18 protein-coding genes are annotated in these 18,337 nt (G+C 59.9%); 4 read left to right on the forward strand and 14 right to left on the reverse strand.

Annotated features, from left to right (window positions below):
* Window positions 1–8: 8 nt before the first annotated feature.
* From ACLIKD_RS13900 to ACLIKD_RS13920, 5 genes are all read right to left on the reverse strand, one after another.
* Window positions 9–368: a phenol hydroxylase subunit P4 gene (locus ACLIKD_RS13900; RefSeq protein WP_428825539.1), complete on the reverse strand. Its 360-nt coding sequence runs from the start codon at window positions 366–368 to the stop codon at window positions 9–11.
* A 106-nt stretch (window positions 369–474) separates the two neighbouring features.
* Entirely contained in the window at window positions 475–2,031 is a 1,557-nt protein-coding gene (locus tag ACLIKD_RS13905; protein ID WP_226471434.1) for an aromatic/alkene/methane monooxygenase hydroxylase/oxygenase subunit alpha, read from the reverse strand.
* An 11-nt stretch (window positions 2,032–2,042) separates the two neighbouring features.
* A complete protein-coding gene (locus ACLIKD_RS13910) occupies window positions 2,043–2,312 on the reverse strand; it encodes an MmoB/DmpM family protein (protein WP_226471435.1) in 270 nt (89 codons plus the stop codon).
* Between the two features lie 8 nt (window positions 2,313–2,320).
* On the reverse strand, window positions 2,321–3,310 hold the full coding sequence (locus ACLIKD_RS13915; protein ID WP_428825540.1) for an aromatic/alkene monooxygenase hydroxylase subunit beta: 990 nt from the start codon (window positions 3,308–3,310) through the stop codon (window positions 2,321–2,323).
* Window positions 3,311–3,348: 38 nt separating this feature from the next.
* Entirely contained in the window at window positions 3,349–3,624 is a 276-nt protein-coding gene (locus ACLIKD_RS13920; protein ID WP_226416840.1) for a phenol hydroxylase subunit, read from the reverse strand.
* A gap of 337 nt (window positions 3,625–3,961) precedes the next feature.
* Here ACLIKD_RS13920 and ACLIKD_RS13925 point away from each other — a divergent pair, with 337 nt between their 5' ends.
* From ACLIKD_RS13925 to ACLIKD_RS13940, 4 genes are all read left to right on the forward strand, one after another.
* Window positions 3,962–5,638, forward strand: a complete 1,677-nt coding sequence (locus ACLIKD_RS13925) for a sigma 54-interacting transcriptional regulator (RefSeq protein WP_226416841.1) — start codon at window positions 3,962–3,964, stop codon at window positions 5,636–5,638.
* A gap of 9 nt (window positions 5,639–5,647) precedes the next feature.
* Window positions 5,648–6,550: a LysR substrate-binding domain-containing protein gene (locus ACLIKD_RS13930; protein ID WP_428825541.1), complete on the forward strand. Its 903-nt coding sequence runs from the start codon at window positions 5,648–5,650 to the stop codon at window positions 6,548–6,550.
* A gap of 340 nt (window positions 6,551–6,890) precedes the next feature.
* A complete protein-coding gene (locus tag ACLIKD_RS13935) occupies window positions 6,891–7,295 on the forward strand; it encodes a hypothetical protein (protein ID WP_428825542.1) in 405 nt (134 codons plus the stop codon).
* Between the two features lie 87 nt (window positions 7,296–7,382).
* Window positions 7,383–8,135: a DUF2321 domain-containing protein gene (locus ACLIKD_RS13940; protein WP_428825543.1), complete on the forward strand. Its 753-nt coding sequence runs from the start codon at window positions 7,383–7,385 to the stop codon at window positions 8,133–8,135.
* Between the two features lie 173 nt (window positions 8,136–8,308).
* On the opposite strand, the gene ACLIKD_RS13945 is transcribed toward ACLIKD_RS13940, so the two are convergent.
* The 9 genes from ACLIKD_RS13945 to ACLIKD_RS13985 all read right to left on the reverse strand — a co-directional run bounded on the left by ACLIKD_RS13945 (window position 8,309) and on the right by ACLIKD_RS13985 (window position 18,121).
* The gene (locus ACLIKD_RS13945) at window positions 8,309–8,935 is read right to left on the reverse strand and encodes a response regulator transcription factor (RefSeq protein ID WP_428825544.1); all 627 of its coding nucleotides are present in this window, start codon (window positions 8,933–8,935) and stop codon (window positions 8,309–8,311) included.
* Entirely contained in the window at window positions 8,932–11,805 is a 2,874-nt protein-coding gene (locus tag ACLIKD_RS13950) for an ATP-binding protein (RefSeq protein WP_428825545.1), read from the reverse strand. The genes ACLIKD_RS13945 and ACLIKD_RS13950 overlap by 4 nt, the downstream gene beginning before the upstream one ends.
* A 185-nt stretch (window positions 11,806–11,990) precedes the next feature.
* The gene (locus ACLIKD_RS13955) at window positions 11,991–13,367 is read right to left on the reverse strand and encodes an OmpP1/FadL family transporter (RefSeq protein ID WP_428825546.1); all 1,377 of its coding nucleotides are present in this window, start codon (window positions 13,365–13,367) and stop codon (window positions 11,991–11,993) included.
* 70 nt (window positions 13,368–13,437) lie between these two features.
* A complete protein-coding gene (locus tag ACLIKD_RS13960; RefSeq protein ID WP_428825547.1) occupies window positions 13,438–14,454 on the reverse strand; it encodes a 2Fe-2S iron-sulfur cluster-binding protein in 1,017 nt (338 codons plus the stop codon).
* A 71-nt stretch (window positions 14,455–14,525) separates the two neighbouring features.
* A complete protein-coding gene (locus tag ACLIKD_RS13965; protein WP_428825548.1) occupies window positions 14,526–15,512 on the reverse strand; it encodes an aromatic/alkene monooxygenase hydroxylase subunit beta in 987 nt (328 codons plus the stop codon).
* Window positions 15,513–15,568: 56 nt separating this feature from the next.
* Window positions 15,569–15,883 carry an MmoB/DmpM family protein gene (locus ACLIKD_RS13970; RefSeq protein WP_226416849.1) on the reverse strand — a complete coding sequence of 105 codons (315 nt, stop codon included), beginning with the start codon at window positions 15,881–15,883 and terminating at the stop codon, window positions 15,569–15,571.
* A gap of 21 nt (window positions 15,884–15,904) precedes the next feature.
* Window positions 15,905–16,240: a Rieske 2Fe-2S domain-containing protein gene (locus tag ACLIKD_RS13975; protein ID WP_226416850.1), complete on the reverse strand. Its 336-nt coding sequence runs from the start codon at window positions 16,238–16,240 to the stop codon at window positions 15,905–15,907.
* A gap of 43 nt (window positions 16,241–16,283) precedes the next feature.
* Entirely contained in the window at window positions 16,284–16,550 is a 267-nt protein-coding gene (locus ACLIKD_RS13980; RefSeq protein ID WP_428825549.1) for a toluene-4-monooxygenase system B family protein, read from the reverse strand.
* A gap of 65 nt (window positions 16,551–16,615) precedes the next feature.
* Entirely contained in the window at window positions 16,616–18,121 is a 1,506-nt protein-coding gene (locus ACLIKD_RS13985; protein ID WP_428825550.1) for an aromatic/alkene/methane monooxygenase hydroxylase/oxygenase subunit alpha, read from the reverse strand.
* Window positions 18,122–18,337: the final 216 nt, after the last annotated feature.

Genomic DNA, 18,337 nt, shown 5'->3' on the forward strand with positions numbered 1-18,337 from the left:
CCCCCGGCTCAGAAACAGGTGCCGTTGATGCCGTGCAGGCCGGGCGTCTGCATGCGCAGCACGTCCTTGTGCTTGAGGCCCTGCTCGGCCAGCGTCTTGTTGAAGTCGGGCGTAAATGGCTTGCCCGATTTCAGCCAGACGATCTTGCCGGCATCGACCTTGGCCCAGTCCGGATGCGGCCCGAAGGAATGCGCCAGGTGCTTGTCGACCAGTTCGGAAAACTTCGTCTCCGGCGGGATGCAGTAGGCGAAGGGCGCGCAGAACATCAGGTGGTCTTCCCAGCCGACGTAGAGCAGCTGGTTGCCGTGGAACTTGTCCTGCGTGTCGGCAGGGGCGAACTTGTAATCGGAAAGGGCTTTGACAGCCATGTTTGTCTCCTGATAGTTGTTAGTTACTAGTCGTTAGTCGCTAGCATGTTTGGGGGTGGGGTTGGCAGTTGCTAACAACTAATGGCTAGCAACTACCAACTACCTCTCACACGTTTTGCGTTGCCGCGCCGCGCCAGGCGGCGAAATTTGCCTGGTCGCCGGAGCCTTCGTAGTCCATGTTGTCCTGGCCATTCACGACGTGGTACCACTCGAGGACCTTGGCCATCGGGTCGAAACCTTCGACGGTCGGGTCGGTGCCTTCCGGGAAGCAGTTGCCCTGATAGATCTGGTGCACCGGCAACCAGGCCTGGCTGTATTTCTCCGGCTCGTCGTCGAAGATCTGCTTACAGCCGTCCGAACAGGTGTGGTACTTCTCGCCCTCGTAGTCGGATTCGCGGTAGCACAGCTTCGAGGGATCGTCCGGCTCGGTGAATACCATCGGGATCTGGCAGACCTGGCAGAGCATGGGCAGCGTGTTGTTGTAGAAACGCTCGCCCTTGTCGGCCTGTTCGCGCCAGTGCTCGAAGCGCGGCCGGTAGTACTTGTCGAAGCTGTTCGGGTACTTGGCCGACAGCCAGTCCATTTCCTCGGCATTCGGCAGCCAGGTGTGGAAGCCGGATGCGTGGGCGTACTGGTAGAAGGTAGCCCATGCCTGGTGCGAGATGTGTTCCTTGTCGATCGAGCACTGGGTCAGGCAGTCCGGCACCTTGATGCCGTACTTGGCGAGGTCGTTGAACAGCGCGCCGCCGTTCTGCTCGAAATAGATTTCCCAGGCTTCCTTCCAGCTCATCACGCGCTTCGGCAGCATGTAGTCCATCATCATGGCAACCAGGGTCAGCACGCGGACGCCGCGCCAGGCCCACTTGTCGATCCATTTCTGGACGATCGGCAGGTTGTCCGGATCCTGTTCCAGCATGAACTTGATGCATTCGAGGCCGAGCGTCATGTGCCGGGCTTCGTCGGACTGGGCCGAGAAACCGAAGGTCACCGTCGCCATGTCGCCGTTATAGGCGGCGCCCGACATGAAGGGCACGAACAGCAGGTTGGTCAGCACGTATTCGAAGGAGAAGCCGATGGCGATCATCCATTCGAAGGGGCCGGCGCTGAAGGCGTCGTCGAAGAAGGACTTGGGCACCGAGAGATACCAGATGCGTTCGATCTGGTGCGTCGCGCCGGCGTGGAAGCCTTCGTAGTACTTGTTGTAGTTGGACAGCGCGTGGATCTGCGTCTGGGCGTGGCGGATTTCGTCGATCGACTGCATCAGGCAGGCGACGCGCGGCCCGACCCCGGGGAAGTTGCGGCCGGCTGCGGCAAAGCCGCGGTGGGCAACGTATTCGAGCGGCGAAATGCCGGTCAGGAAGAGCTTGACGGCATTCAGGTAGCGCGCGTCGGTGATGCCGAGGTGGCCGTTGTTCTGGGCGAAGGCGTCGAGCACGGCGTAGAGCTTGCGCTCCTTCTCGGCCTGGTATTTCCAGTAGGCATCCATGGTCAGGCGGAAGGGGTCTTCCCACTTGTCCCAGTCGTGAATCTTGATGCCTTCGTAGGTAGCCTGCGGGAAGACCTTGTCCATCGGCTGGTAGGTGGTATCCCAACCGAGGCCGCGGGTCATGTGGGCGTATTTTTCCTTGAGGCCGAGTTTCTTCTTGGTGGCTTGCATATCCATGGCGGTGCTCCTCAGTTTTTCCAGGCCAGCGTGAACTGGTCGTCGTCTTCGTCCAGGTTGCCGGAGATGGTGATCAGGTTGACCTGCAGTTCCTGCAGGTCGAAATCGCGGCCGATGCGCTCCTCGATGGATTCGCGCTTGATGACCAGGCTGCCCTCGGCGTTGATCTTGACCATGGCCGGCTGCTCGTCGAGGTAGGCATGCGGGTTGTCGGCGAGGATCGATTCGACGATCGGACGGGTGTCCTCGTTGGTTTGAAAGGCGATGAAAACGGTAGACATGAAGACTCCTAGACGGCCAGGCCGAGCTTGGCGCAGCGGGCGTTGAATTCGGTGAGGACGTCCTCGAGAACGCCGGCCGCCTTGTCGCCCAGGGCGCACTTGGCGAGCGGCGTCAGGGCGTCGAGCGTGACGGCGCGGTACTGCTTGACCCAGTCGCTGAGCAGGGCCTTGTTTTCCGGCGACTCGGCGGCGGCGACCTTGATCTGGGCATCGATCCATTTGGCGGTTTCACCGGCCCACTCGCCCATGAAACGGGTCATCATCGAGATCGCCGTGCCGCCGTTGGCCGAGAACTCGCTATCCAGGTGGTCGTAGAACAGCGGATAGGAGAGGCCTTCGAGGACCAGGTTCTGGGCGACGAAAATCTCGAACCAGTCGTCGAGCACCAGCAGGTTCTCGACATGGCGGCGCATCGGCTGCCACAGGGCGCCGCTCATCCAGTCGTCCTTGGCCTTGTCGAGCGCATCCGGGCCGTCGAGCACGAGGCCGATGCGGGTCAGGTACTGGGCGACGCCGAGGTGATCCATCGCGTGGTACAGGCAGGCCTGGGTCATCACCGTGCCGTAGCCGTAGGCGGAAATATAGGCGTTGCCCATGTTGCCGCCCCATTCGACGTGGCGCAGCGGCAACAGGATATCGAGGGCGATCTGCTTCTGCTCGTTCGGGATCAGCTCGGCCAGGCCGCGCTCCTCGATCATGTCGAAGCTCGACTCGGCGGCTTCCTGCTGCCGGGCCCGGGTGATCGTATAGGCGCCGTAGTAGAACTGGCGCGGGTCCTTCAAGGCGTACCAGTCCGTCATCTGGATCTTGGTGCGCTTCTTGTCGAACAGCACCCGATCGGCATCCCAGCTCGGGCGATAGTGGAAGATGTGTTCCTGCTGGATGTTGTAGCTGCCCTCCTGGTAGCGGCTGGCCGGCTTGTCGCCGAAACGCTCCACCAGGTGGTCGAAGGTATTGCGCAGCGGCTTGATCGCCACCGTACGCAGATCGATCTGCATGTAATGTCTCCTCTTTTTTATTCCCGTTACCGGGATGTTCAAACAGCGTCTGAAATCTCCTGCCGCGAAAGCGCATTCAGGCGCGACGCCCAGTCGCCCGAACCGGGCTGCAGGGGATCGAGCACGATGACTTCGTTGGTCAGGCAAAACTCGTGAAAAGCCGCTTCGGGAAGCATCAGCTCGACAGCCAGCGCCGGGTCGCCGATGGCGAACTCGAACTCGACAAAGCCATCGGCGCGCCGCTGGCAAACGCGGACGTAGCGCCGGATGGCGCCGAGATTGGTGGCCGACCGATTTGTTTCCTGTTGTCCCATGCTGACTTCCTCCTGAAGACGACCCCGCAGATACGGTGTCGAGGACATTCCTTAATCAAGGAGCGTGCCACCAGCCCAAATGACTGTTTTTATTGAAAAACATGAATTCCACGACAACCGCCAGCGGCGCCGGTAATTACTATTTGATGAATCGATTCATTACTAATTAACCAACTGATCAATTGCCGCTAAAATTTACGAACAAGTAAATAATCTCGATAAATTTATTTTCTGCCTAGATTTCGCAAAGCAACGTAGCGGCGATGGGCAGTAGAATGGGCGGACCAGAAAGCCGGACGATGGCAAGCAACGCCGGCACATAAAACAGTGAGACAAAATGACGACAATTCAGTATCCGGCGTCGAACGACCTGCGCGAGCTCGTCCGCTTTTCCGAGAAGGACGGCACCATCTGGCTGGCCGACCACCGCATGGTGCTGATGCACACCTCGGCCCTTGGCGCCTTGCGCAAGGAGCTGATCGGCTCAGTCGGCAAGGAACACACCCGGCGCGTCCTGACCCGCATGGGCTACGCCGCCGGCGTCCGCGATGCTGAACTGGCCAAGCGCATCCGCGGCAGCCAGTCGCTGACCGACGCTTTCTTCACCGGGCCGCAACTGCACATGCTGGAAGGCGTCGTCCGCGTCACGCCGATCCATCTGAAAGCCGACTTCGCGAGCGGCGAATTCGCCGGCGAATTCCTCTGGGAAAATTCCTGGGAACAGGAAGTGCACACCCGCGAGTTCGGCCAGTCGGACGAACCGGTCTGCTGGTCGCAGATCGGCTATGCCTCGGGCTACACCTCGGCCTTCATGGGCCGCTTCATCCTGTTCAAGGAAGTCGAGTGCGTCGCCTGCGGCCACAACAACTGCCGCATCGTCGGCAAGCCGCTGGAAGAATGGGAAGACGCCGCCGAGCACGCCAATTACTTCGAGTCGGACTCGATGCTCACCCACCTGCTGGAGTTGCGTAACCAGGTCGACTACCTGCGCACGACCATCTCGCAGCAGACGGCGACGCCCAGCCTGGTCGGCAATTCGACCGGTTTCCGGCACGCTTACGACCTCGTCCAGCGCGCCGCCGGCACCCAGGTTTCGGTGCTGCTGCTCGGCGAAACCGGCGTCGGCAAGGAACGCTTCGCGCGCACCCTGCACCAGTTGAGCCAGCGCAAGCAGGGTCCGTTCGTCGCCATCAATTGCGCCGCGTTGCCCAACGACCTGATCGAATCCGAACTGTTCGGCGTCGAGAAAGGCGCCTTCACCGGCGCCCAGACTTCGCGCATCGGCAAGTTCGAGCGGGCCGACGGCGGCACCATCTTCCTCGACGAAATCGGCGAACTGCCGCTCGCCGCCCAGGCCAAGCTGCTGCGCGTGCTGCAGGAAGGCGAGATCGAACGGCTGGGCGACGACCGGGTGCGCAAGATCAACGTCCGCGTCGTCGCGGCAACCAATGTCGATCTGCAGAATGCCGTCAAGGAAGGACGTTTCCGCTCCGACCTCTACTACCGCCTCAATGTCTACCCGATCCAGATTCCAGCGCTGCGCGAGCGGGTCGCCGACATCCCGTTGCTCGTCGAAGCCATGCTCGCCCGCTTCTGCACGCTCTACGAAAAGAAGCTGCTCGGCGTCAGCGACAAGACGCTGCAGGCGATCAAGCGCTACCAGTGGCCGGGCAATATCCGCGAGCTGGAAAACATGATTGAGCGCGGCGTCATCCTCGCCCCGCCCGGCGGCTGGATCGATCTGGAACACCTGTTCACCCACGTCGGCGAGGTGGCCAACTGGGAATGCCAGATATCCCCGGCCGGCAACCTGGAGAACAAGCCCGAATCCAGCCACACCGCCAGCCTGCTCGATGCCATCCTGGGCAGCGGCATTCCGCTCGAGGACCTGGAAAGCCGTCTGCTCGACGAAGCCGTGCGGCGGGCCGACGGCAACCTGGCCAGCGCGGCGCGCACGCTGGGCATCACCCGGCCGCAGCTGCAATACCGGCTGAAAAAGAAGGACGGCGGCTAGGAGCGCGGCATGGAATTCCGCCAACTCAAGTATTTCATCGCCGTCGCCGAGGAACTCAACATCGGCCGCGCCGCCGCCCGCCTGCACATCTCGCAGCCGCCGCTGACCCGGCAGATCCAGCAACTGGAAGAGGAATTCGGCGCCCAGCTGTTTCTGCGCACGGCACGCGGCGTCGAGCTGACCCAGGCCGGCGAGACTTTCCTGCGCGACGCCCGCAACATCCGCGACCTGATGGAACAGGCCGGCGAACGCGCCCGCGAGGCTGGCCAGGGCAAACAGGGCCGGATGGATATCGGCATCTTCGGCTCGGGCATCCTCGACGTCATCCCGAAAGTCCTGCACGCCTTCCGCGCCAGCCACCCGAACGTGCGCATCGCGCTGCACACGATGAGTAAGAAGGAACAGATCGAAGCCTTGCGCCAGCACCGCATCAGCGTCGGCTTCAACCGCATGCTGGCGCCCTTGCCCGATATTTCGTCGGAACTGGTGATGATCGAAAGCATCATGGTCGCCGTCAGCGAAAGGCACCCGCTGGCTGCCAAACCGGCCATCCTGCTCAAGGAACTGGCCAACCAGCCGCTGATCCTCTTCCCGAGCGGCGCCCGCCCGAGCTTCATCGACAAGATCTGGGCGCTGTGCGCCGCCGAAGGCTTCGAACCCCAGGTCGCCCAGGAAGTCGGCGACGCCCCGACCAGCGTCGCCCTGGTCGCCGCCGGCTTCGGCCTCAGCCTGGTCCCGGAAGCCGCCACCAGCCTCAGCGTCCCCGGCGTCGTCTACCGCCGCCTGGCCAACGCCCCCGATGCCGTCATCGACCTGAGCTGCATCTACCGCACCGACGACGCCTCGCCAATCCTGCAGGCGTTTTTGCAGACCATTCGGGATTTCCGGTCACGGAATGAGGGGCGGCACTGAGGATAATCCAGGCAGCTCCATGCTCAACACCGCCACACGGTGCGCGGAATATTTAGTCTGTTGACCGTCAAGCCAGGCCACATCAGAGCGGGGAAAGCCAACTCGCAGACCAGCGAAATGTCATGAGACGGCAGTCGGCCAAGAGCGGCTCTTCAAGAAACTCACCCATAGCGGACACAGCCTCTGTCCGTATGATTGTTGATTGATAAGAATATCGGCATCGGATAATCTCCATGTCATTCAGTACATTACAGCCGATCCAATCGTGCCTGAATAACTGTTAGACCTCACATCACATTGTCATTGATCTGCTTATGATTTTTCTCGATCCGTACTCACCATGAACGAAGAACCCGTTACTACACCGCCAGCTGAACTTCTCCCGGCTCAGATTGAGAGACTCGACAGCCGCTTGAAGCAAATAGAGAAGATTGCCGAAACAGTTGAGTCGATTGCGGAGAATGGCTTTGCTGCTGCCACGAAGTATCTCGAAAGCAAAGCAGAGAAAGAGCGCAAGGAAGCAGAATCTGCTGACGCACAGCACCAACGCGAAATTGAGTTTCAAGATAAGTTGCACAAACGGTCGGTTGCCGTGCTGTCGCTCATTGTTTCGGCTGTATTCAGCCTCGTTGTTATTGCTATGTTGATGGGGCAATTCGAGTTGGTGAAGATTATTCTGGGTTCGACCTTGGCTGTTGCTGGAGGGGCCGGAATTGCTGGCCTCTTCAAGGGGCGCAGCAAATGAGGTCTAGCCCCTCGTTTGAGGCGACCTACGCGAAAAGCCACGCAGGCACCTCAGCTCCACGTTATGCCGCTCTAGGAAGGAAATCCAGTGGGACAACATGACAGTCAGCAGGTGTGCTTAAACGGACACCAGATCACTGACAACTACCATCGTTCGCCAGAGTTTCGTAGAAAGTTTTGCGCTCAGTGCGGAGCAGAGACTATCTATAAGTGCCCCAGTTGCAACCATGAAATAAAGGGGGACTATCAAGTAGAGGGCATCGTAGCCCTAGGTTTTCACACCCCGGTTCCTACCCATTGCGAGAACTGTGGCTCTACATTCCCTTGGACGGCAGCCAAGGCGAAGCTCGCTACTAAGCCTGCTGAAAAATCAGAAATTGACTACTTTGGCCTAGTTGAGCAGATTTGTTCGCGCTTTCACCTAGTAGCAAAACAGTTGAAAACCCGACATAGCGACAGAGAGAGTTTGCACGTCAATGACGAATATGATGCTCAAGACTTGCTTCACGCGCTTTTGCAGATTTACTTCGACGACATTAGGCCTGAGGAATGGACACCAAGCTATGCGGGAGGATGTTCGCGCGTAGACTTTTTGCTCAAGGATGAAAAAATCATCATCGAGGTTAAGAAGACAAGGCAAACGCTGAAAGCAAAAAATGTCGGCGAGGAATTAATCATTGATTCGCAGCGCTACAGAACGCATCCAGATTGCAAAAAACTCTTGTGTTTTGTATACGATCCAGATGGCTGGATTTCAAATCCCCATGGGCTTGAGAATGACCTGAGCAAAAAGGATGATGGTTTTGAGATCAAAGTTCTCATTGTTCCAAAGGGGCACTAGGACTTAACAGTCCGCTGAGCTTAAAACATTGAAGGTCCGCTTCCAATAACGCTGACGGTCGCCTTTGGGCACATAGGAGCCGCTCTAGTCGAAGTGACTCAGCAGTCAACGCAACGCGATTTCGCGCTCTGCCCGAGCAGCACGATCCCCGCGACACGAGCGATATCGGAATCCTAGTGTTTTTTCAGCCGCTGGATCGCCAGCGTCAATTCGGCAATCGACCGGAGGTTCATCTTGCTCATCACATTGTGCTTATGGACTTTTACCGTGCTTTCGGTAACGCATAGATCGTAGGCAATGCGCTTGTTCTGTTTGCCTTCGGCAACCGCGAACATGATCTGTTTTTCACGCGGAGTCAGGGTGTCAAAGCGCCGGCGCAGGTTTGCCAGTTCCATCCGTTCGTGGGAGGTTGCGCTCACCCGCGACAGGGCAAGGGTGATGGCATTCAACAGATCCGTGTCGTCAAACGGCTTGTTGAGGAAATCGATCGCCCCCGACTTCATGGCGCGCACCGCCTGCGGCACATCGCCATGGCCGGTGATGAAAATGATCGGGATCTCCCAGCCGAGCGCGACGATTTTATCCTGCAGATCGAGCCCATCCAGGCCGGGCATACGCACGTCCAACACAACACAGCAGAAGTCACTGAGTTTGTCTAAAGCGAGAAAATCGAATGGGGAGGCAAATACCTCCACCGACATGCCGGCTGAGCGAAGCAAACTGCTCAAGGATTCGCGAATGGATGCGTCGTCATCAACGACATAGACGGTGGGAATTGAGGAAAGGGGGTTGGTTGTCATTGGCTCAGCGGCAGGTTAAAAATGAAACTCGCCCCGGTGCCAACGGCCGCTTCCAGCCGCAATCGCCCCCCGTGGTTTTCGATGATCGACCGGCTGATCGCCAATCCCATGCCGAGACCATTGCTCTTGGTTGAGAACAGGGCATCGAATATCTTCCCTTCCAGGCTCGGCGAAATGCCCGGCCCGGTATCGCTGACCGAAAAAAGCACCCCCTCCTGCGCTTCCGCCGTCACCGAAATAGTCAAGATACGATCACGATGCAGTTGCTCGCGCATCGCGTCTAGCGCATTGATGACCAGATTAAGCATGACCTGCTGCAGTTGGACTGGATCGGCCTGCAGTTCCGGCAAGCCGGGCGCGATGCGAACCTTGACCTGCACCCCGGACTCCAGCAACACGCTTTGCAGCATCAGCAACAGGTCGTCGACAATGCGCCGGACTTGGACCGGTTCGCGCTTGATCCCCCCCATGCTGAGAAAATTGCGAATACGGGCGATGACATCTCCAGCCAGACTGGCATCCCGGTTTACCCGGTTTAATGCCGCGACGACTTCATCGAGGTCCGGCGTATCCCGCGCCAGCCAGCGCAAGGCCGCCTGACTATTGGTGACGATTGCGGACAGCGGTTGATTGACTTCGTGAGCGATCGAGGCGACCAGTTCCCCCATGGTCGTAAAACGAGAAACCCGCGCCAGTTCGGCTTGTATCGCGGCAAGGGCACTTTCCGCCTGCTTGCGCGAACTGACATCCTCAACAATAACCGCCAGTCGCGGTCCCTCCCGGTCGACGGCGGGAATCAGCGAAACACTGACGTTGGCCCAGAGCAATCCGCCATTCTTTTTTTCATAGCGTTTCTGCACGTGATAGTTGTCGATCACCCCGTCGAACAGACCATGGACGTTGCGCTTGGTCATCGCCCGCTGGGACTCTTCGGTAATGTCGATGAACGAAACGCCAACGATGTCGGCTTCGCCGTAACCGAGCATTTGCTGCAAGGCGGGATTGGCTTTCAATATCCGCCCTTCCCGGTCGGCCAGCGCGATGCCGACTGCCGTGTTTTTGTAGAGTCCCAGCCAGCGACGTTCCGAAATCTGCAAGGCGACCAAACCATCCTGCAATGATTTCCGACTCGCCACCAAACCGGCCGTCAATTCGCAAACGTCGGAGGCCTGCGAATTGAGCTCCTTCTGGAGAAGGTCGACGGTGCGCTTGACCATGACCAGATTGCGGACCCGCGCTCTCAGTTCCTGCGGGGAAAACGGTTTCGTCAGGTAGTCCTGGACCAGGTCTTCCAGCAGCGTTTCGCGCAGCGCATCGTCGGCCCGTGCCGAGAGAACCAGCACGGGAAGATTGGGGAAGCGGCCGCTGGCCCGCAGCTCCCGGACGAATTGCTCGCCGTCGAAATGCGGCATCATCAGATCGGTAATCACCAGATCGGGGGGATCTTCAAGGGCCGATGCCAGCGCTATGGCACCATTCGCGGCCAGCGTAACGTTGTAGTCGTCGATCAATACGTCATAGAGAAAATGGCGCAGATCGGGGTTGTCCTCGACGACGAGAATCCGGCTGTTACCCAGCTTGTGATCGCGGAGCGGCTGGCTCTGCGGCTCGAGAAGGTCGATGCTGCGGTAGTTGGAGAACGGCTCCTCTTCATTGCTCTCGCGCACGAATACCCCTTTCGGGGCGCGCATCGGCATCTCCACCTGGAAGACCGCCCCCCCGCCTGGCGCATCGAGGGCGACCACCGTTCCCGAGTGCAGCTCGACGAATTCCTTGACGATGTTCAGGCCCAATCCGCTGCCGTTGCCCGAGAGCCCGTCCTGGCCTTGCGTGAAGCGGGAAAAAATCTGCTCCTTCATTTGCGGCGGAACGCCCGGGCCATTGTCTTGCACGCTCAGCAAGAATCGACGATTGGCGACCCGTTCGATCGAGCAACAGATACGTCCGCCGGCCGGGGTGAACTTGAAGGCATTGGACAGCAGATTGGCCAGGATCCGCGCAAACTTGGCCCGGTCCACATCGGCATAAAGCTCGTTCGCCCCCTCGGTCAGCAAAGAAATCGATCGTTCCTCAGCGGCCGCGGCAAAACTGGCGGCGACGTCCCGGAGCAAGGCGGCGACGTTGGCACAGACGTAGGCCAGCGGCATCTGCTGCGCATCGATGCGCGCCAGGTCGAGCAGATCATTGACTTGCTGCAGCAGGGACTGCGCATTGCGCTTTATCGTCTTCAGGCGGAACCGCTCACGTTCATTCGCCCCCTTGGCTTCGAGCAGAAGCTGATCGACCGGCCCCAGGATCAGCGCCAGGGGAGTCCGCAATTCGTGGCTGACATTGGCGAAAAATTTCGTCTTGAAACCGTCGATTTCGCGCAGCTTTTCGAGGGCCAGTTGCAATTCGCCATTCTTGCGCGTCAGTTCGGCCTCGATGGCGATTTTTTCGGTGATATTCCGCCCTTCGGGAAGCAGAAAGGCGACTCGCCCTTCGTCATCGCGGATCGGCGTCAGCGAAAAGTCAACAAAGATGGTTTTCTTTCCCTGCAGGTCGCCAAAAATCTCGATGTCACAACGGACGAATTCACCACGCCGCGCCTGTTCGACCATGCCCCGCACGCGATTGCGCGCATCTTCGGAAAGCGCCCACCAGCGCGCCTCCCAGAACGGCTTGCCGATCACATCAGCGAGACAGATGCCGGCCCCTTCGAGGGCGGCGCGATTGATCTCGAGAACCGTACCGTCGACGTCGAGCAATCCGAGGAACTGGTACATCGCGTCAAGAATGATCCGGGCCAGCTTTTGCCGACGAACCTCTCCGGTATCGTCAGAAGCCAGGGCCACTCCTTTGACGGAGGCTTGTATTTTCTTATCAGCCAAGCACGATTCCGATGTCATCCTCACTCCATTAAGCCCAATTGGTGCCTTGTTCAGCCGACCCAAATGAATATCCATGACTGCCGGGACATCCCGTAGCGGCCTGTTTTGCGACTATACGAGCAAACTCCGGAAAGCAAAAAAGGCGAGCAGGAACTCGCCAAAAGCCATCGGAGGATGGTTAACCGTTAAAAGCTGTAGCGGAAATTGAGGGTTACGTTGTTCTGGGCGTGGGCAACCTCGATCGGCGCAGAGGTATTCGGCTGGCTGGTGTTGTCCATCGTCTCCTTGAATGCATGGGAATAGGCAAAATCAAGCTTGCTCTGCTTTGAGAAGGCATAGGTCAAACCGGCTGACAGGTGTTTCCTCGGGGTGGCCGGTATCACCGCAAACAGCGTGGATGACGACAAGGCCTGGCTGGCGAAACGTCCGCCGGCCCGGACCGTCAAGCTGTCGTTGACCTGGTAGGCGGCACCGAGGGAGACAATCGTCTGGTCCTTGTAATCCTGGGGCAGGAGGATGTTGATATCGCCCCCGGCGTCGGCGGTAAAAGCGACTTTGATGTCCTTCATCACGTCTCTCCAGAAGACCCGCGAGACGTCGGCGGCGACCGTCCATTGCGGCGTCAGGTGGTGGCTGAAGCCGAGGTCGACATGGGCGGGCATCTGGAAGTCGTTGATCTGGATTTTTCCCTTGAAGGCTATTTGACCGGCGATACCGTCGATTGCCGTCAGCGTCGCCCGGCCCTCCATATCGTCCATCCGGCTCTTAAAGGTGTAGGAAGCGCCCAATGTCGTATCGGGAGTGGCCCGATAGAGCATCCCCAACTTGCCGCCATAGCCCCAGGCATCGACACCGCTGCCCAGGAACTGGTCCTTGGTCAGGCTGAAGTGGGCGCCGCGCAGGTCCGGCAGGCCGCCCAGGGCGCCGACCAGGGAACCGCTGGCCCGTCCGGCGCCGATCAGGCTGCCGACCTGGTCGGCACCGAGCAGCAGGTCGAGATTGAGGCCCTGCCACATCGCATCGATGCTGCCGCCCAGGGTCAGTTTATCGGTGACCTGGAAACTCGCCGCGAAAGGAATGTTGAGCACCAGCAAGCGGCTCGAATTGTCGAGGCCGGTAGCGAGACCGCCGGCAGCGCGCGACAGGAAGCTGCCATTGCCGTATTCGGTACCCAGACCGCCCTGCGCGAAAGCGCCGACACCGAAGGACCAGGCGCCGAGCCGTTTGGTAAGCGCCGCCTCGGGTGCCATATAGGGGCCGCGGTTATTGGCATGCGTATCGGAGGAGACGCTTTCGCCAGTCGCCTTGTTCTTGACCTTGATATCCGTCGTCACCAGATCCAGGCCGAGCATGGCCTGGTCGCCGTCCGCCATCAGCGACAGCGTTGCCGGATTGGTCATCATGCCGGCCGGGCCGACGTCATGGGCCACCGCCGTGCCGCCCATGGCGCGCGATATGGCTCCGTAACCCTCCAGGCGGAACACATCGGTCGCCTGAGCCAGTTGCGCCCCACCGGCCAGCGCCGAAACCAGCGCCGATGCAACGATTTTTCTTGTGGTCATCCCCGTCATCTCCTCTGTTGTTGGCATGCAAAACGTTTGAACTCTCCAGCGCCGGCTGGGTAAAGCGGCTTCAAAAGAAGCGGTCGAAATGAATCTGTTCGAAGGGCACGCGATGGCCAACCATCAGCAGTTCCTGCAAGGCTTGCGTCATCGGTGGCGGCCCGGCGAAATAGAACTCGTAGTTGGCCAACTCGACCGGCAGCCGATGCGCCACCGCGTCATGCACGAAACCGGTTTCGCCGTGCCAGGCGCCGTCATCGCCGGGCAGCGAAACCACCGGGACATAGATGATCCGGTCGCCGAAACCAGCGAGGGTGCGCAACATCTCTTCGCCGCAAACGTCGCGTGGCGTTCGGGCGCCGTAGAAAAAATACAGTTTCCGGTCAGCCAACAGCCCGGCCTCAACGGCGCCGCGAGCGATGGAAAGCATCGGCGCCAAGCCGGAGCCGCCCGCCACGCAGACGATGTCGCGCGGTGAATCGGTGCGCAGATAGGCCACGCCATAGGGGCCATCGAGACCGATTTCGTCGCCTTCGGCCAGCTTTTCGAAAAGGGTGTGGGTGCCTTGCCCGTGCAGGACGCGGCGGATCTGGAAATGCCACTCGCGTTGCCCGTTGGCTGTATTGGCCAGGGAATAGGCCCGCGAGGAAGCAAGGCCGGGCAGATCCAGCATGGCGAACTGGCCGGGCAGGAAGTCGGCATCGCTTTTCGCGAGAAAGCGGAATTCGCGGATGTCGTGCGTGATATCCCGCATGCCGATCAGACTGGCGCGCTGGCGTTTGGGAATGATCCTCGGCCGGTATTCGGCGGCGGTGGCCGCCTTGATCGTCACCGGACCGTGTGCCCGGCATTGGCAGGCAAGGTGGCGGCCGCGCTTGCGATCACGCTCGGTCAGCCCCGGCGCATCCGGCCACAGCGTCTCGATTTCGCCGTCCATCAGCTCGAACTTGCAGCCGCCGCAGCCGCCGGAATTGCACTCGTAGGAAAACCCCTGGCCGGCCCGCAATGCCGCGCGCAGGATGGTGTCGCCATCCTGCTGCTCGCAGGTGGAGCCGTCTTTCTCGTTGCGGATAATCGTTTTGATCATGGCAGCCAAAATTTGAGGTCGAGTTTGGCCAGGGCCTGCCGGCCCGGGCCAAACTTCGGGTTACTGGACGATTACAAGCCGAGGGAACGACGGAAGTCGCGCGTTGCCGCCTTGGCCGCATCAGCGCCGCCGGACGTGTCCGGCAGGCCAGTGCAGTAGTCATCGATGGCCCGGTCGGCCAGCGGCTCCCACTTGGCGATCCAGCCCTGGATCAATTCCTTGTTGCCGGGGATTTCGAGCGCCATGCTGACCAGCGCGGAAATCCAGCGGCGATGGCGGGCGGCATCGATCAGCTGGGCATCGGTCACCAGTCCGAGCAGGGTGTCGCCGTTGTGCCGGGCGGATTCGCCCAGTTTGCGCAACACCGCCTCGTCGATCGCCGGCTTGGCAATCAGGTTGATGACGACGATGGCCTCGCCCCAGTCCCAGACGGTCAGCGCTTTTTCCATCAGTTCGCGGAAGCCCTGCCAGACCGGATCGTTTTCCCAGTAAAGGCGCTCATCTGCCGCGAACCCCTTGTCGGGAAAGGCGATTGAAAGCTCCTTGGTGCGGTAGGCGGTGTGGCTCAGCCAACGGAAGCTGTCCGCCATCTGGAAATAATTGCAGTTGGTGATCGTGCTGGCCGGCGAGACCTGGCCGACATAGGCCGAGGCCATCTGAACGGTATGGAACAGGTAGCGGGACGGCGTGTAGAAACGCGCCAAGGTGCCGGCCCAGCGCGGATCGAGGGCAGTGTCGTGCTCGCGCTGGTTGAACTGGTCGAAAAGGCCGAAGACGTAGGTCTCCTGGCCATCCTGCATCATGTTGTAGGTGCGGTAGACCACTTCCTCCGGATCGCGGAAGGCGTTCCAGTCCGGGTGCTTGATGGCGGTACCGAAAGTGTTCTTCTTGTACCAGGTGTTCATGAACATGTTCGGATCAAGTTCATACGGCGAGTCGGGCCGCTTGTCGTTGTAGTGCAGGTTGGTGCTGACGATCTCGTACTCGCTCGGCTTGCGACGGCGGGCAGCGAGATGGCTCCAGGTCTTGAGCGGCTTCAGTACTTGGGTTTCGGACATTCTTGTCTCCTCGTTTTTTGCTATTGGCTGGCCGGTGGGCGATGCCGCCGGGCGGCCTAGACTTTCTTCGAAAAATAGAAGCGGATGGAGTTGTCACCGCTTTCGATCTGTCCCGCAAAGGAACTCAGGTCGACTTCCAGATCGTTCATCTTGAATGGACGGCCCAACTCTTCCTCGATGGTTTCGCGGTACAGCACCATCTCGTGTTCGGTGTGAATCCGGATGTAGGCCCGCTTGTCGTCCACAAAGACTTCCTTGCCCGGGTTGTCGAGCTTTGCCGCCTCGATGATCGCCGTGGCCAGGTCGCCGGCCCGCATCACCGGGCCGACCAGATTGTTGTGATAGGCCTGCCCAGAACTGGTAACGCTCATTGCTTTCTCCTTGTTTTCTGTTCAGCTATGGGCGAACAGGGCCGCTACGCCTTCCGTTTCGACCAGGACATCGTCGCCGTCCATGCGGACCGGATACTCGGCCAGCGCGCAGTCGTCAGGGTTGATCCCCTTGCCCGTGCAGGCATCGAACTGCCACAAGTGCGCCCGGCAGATTATTTTCTGGCCATCGAACTTGCCTTCAATCAGCGGGATGTCCTGATGCGGACAGATCCCCTGAAACGCCTTGATGTCCCCACCTTCGGCACAGACCAGCAGAATTTCCTGGCCTTCGATGTTGAACGACTCCATTTCCCCTTCCCAGAGGTCGTCGAGGGTGCATACTTTTTTGAAACTCATTCCGGCTCCTGTCCTTTTCTATCGGCAGCGCACCCGCAAGCACTCAGTGCTGCGGCGCCTGCCAGATGATCTCGACGGTTTCCGTCGGCTTCAGGCCGGATTCGGAAACCCGCATGGTGCGGGGCAGAAAATCGTCAGCCCCCTGCCGACGGACGCGCATGATCTGCCCCGGCCGCGCCCGGACGCGCCGCCCGACCGAATGCACGGCGGCGGCGGCGGCCACCTCGTCCATGGTGTTCTCGCTGTCGACGGCAACCAGTTGCAGCACGAAGTCGCCTTCGAAGTTGGAAGTAATTGGAAACAACGCCATTTCTACAATCTCCTATGTTCTTGGGAAGCGGCGCCCGCAGGCGCCGACTTGCATGGCCGCGACGCTTAGCTGGCCTTCTTGGCCGCCCGCAGGGCACGGTAGATCTCGGCCCAGGCATAGTTATGGGCGTCGTCGCCGCACTCGCCCGGGGCTATGTTCATGTAGTTGAGCGCGCCTTCCAGGTTCATCGGCTGGATCATGCCGGCCAGGAAACGGTCGACGATGGAGAGGTGGCCGGCATAGCGCTCCGGTTCCTGCTGGAAGACCCAACGATCCACTTCGGAGCCGAAGTGATAGAGGCGACCGTTGTGTTCGAGCGGGTAGTCCTTGACGTTCCAGCCCTTGCCCGGCGTGCCGAGAATCGGCAACTGGCACATGTTGCAGACGTAAGGCAGGGTTTCCGGATAGGCCATGGCCATGTTGCCGTCGACGACGTTGTCGATGAAAACATCCCAGCACTCACCCCAGGTGTCGTTCCAGCCGGGATACTTTGCCTCGAGCCAGGCGCGCTCGTCCGGCGTGACGCCGGCGGCCGGGTTCCACCACAGCGTCGGGCGCCAGAAATAGGAACCGAGGTGCATGCCGTGGTGGGTCTGGCTGATGTCCTTGAGGAAAATGTCCCAGTACCAGGGCAGGTCGAGGCCCATGTCGGTCAGGGTGCGCTCGAACTGGGCGACGATCCATTCCTCCATGAACTCCTTGAAGGACTGCTTGCGGTGCTCGAGCGGCGTGTAGTAGTCCATGATCGGGCCGGTCAACACCGAGAACAGTTTCCAGGCGCCCCACACGGCAATATCGACGCGCTTCTGCGCTTCCGCCTTCTGGCCGTTTTCGATCAGCACCTTGAGCGCCGGGCCGCCGATCTGGGCGTGCCGGGATTCGTCGGTCTGGATGCTGGAAATCAGGTTGGCAAAAGTATGGTCGCCGGCCTCGGCGGCATCGGCAGCCAGGCCGAGGAACTGCATGTTGGTGAAGCCGGTCTCGAAGCTGAAGGTCAGCATGATGGAAACGCTGATCGCATCCCGCGTCATCATGATGTCGTCGAAGAAATGGCGGGCCGCGATCATCGCCCACTCGTTGGTGTCGTAGGCCTTGAAGGCCCAGTCCATCTGGCGATCCTTGGCGACGTGCTCGTGCGGGAAGTAGAGCTGCATCTGGCCATGCCGGACTTCGTCCAGACAACCCAGCGTGGACATGTTGCGCATCCCCGGTGCCTTGGAGAAGCGCATCATCCGCGCTTCGGCGCTGGCGGCGGCATACTCGCCGCGGGCGATGGCGCCGTAATGCGCCTTCATGACCGACTTCCAGCCCGGATCGGCGTTTTCGAAAATGCGGCTACGTTCCAGGGCAGCCTTCACCGAGTAGGCCCCGGCATCCTTGTCGCGCTGGACTTTCACATATTCCGGATAGGTCTGCTTGTACGGCTCGTCGTACTTTTCCCAGGCGTTTTGCGGCAAGCCGAAAGCGCCCGACATCAGCGGCGGAAACAGCTCGTCTTCCGTCACGTACTTGGGTGACCAGTTCGTCGTTCTGGCCAGGTCGTACCAGTCCATCCGATTCAATAAAGCCATTTATGTCTCCTTCAGAACGGGGCTAAAGCCTCCTCTTCCACTTGGGCCACTAAGTGCTGACAGCCCCCTGAGCGATCTCTGTCGCCAACCTCTACTCGACAGTAAAAATATCGAGAAACTTTGGTTGTTCGTAGATTAGTGAGAATGTCGGAGCGTTGATATTAGACTTTGGTTTAGACGCCCCAGCCCGGAGCCAGGCATCGCGACGACACCCGT

The organism is Azonexus sp. IMCC34842 (genome assembly GCF_050368855.1).
In the GTDB taxonomy this organism is placed as follows: Bacteria; Pseudomonadota; Gammaproteobacteria; order Burkholderiales; family Rhodocyclaceae; genus Azonexus; species Azonexus denitrificans_A.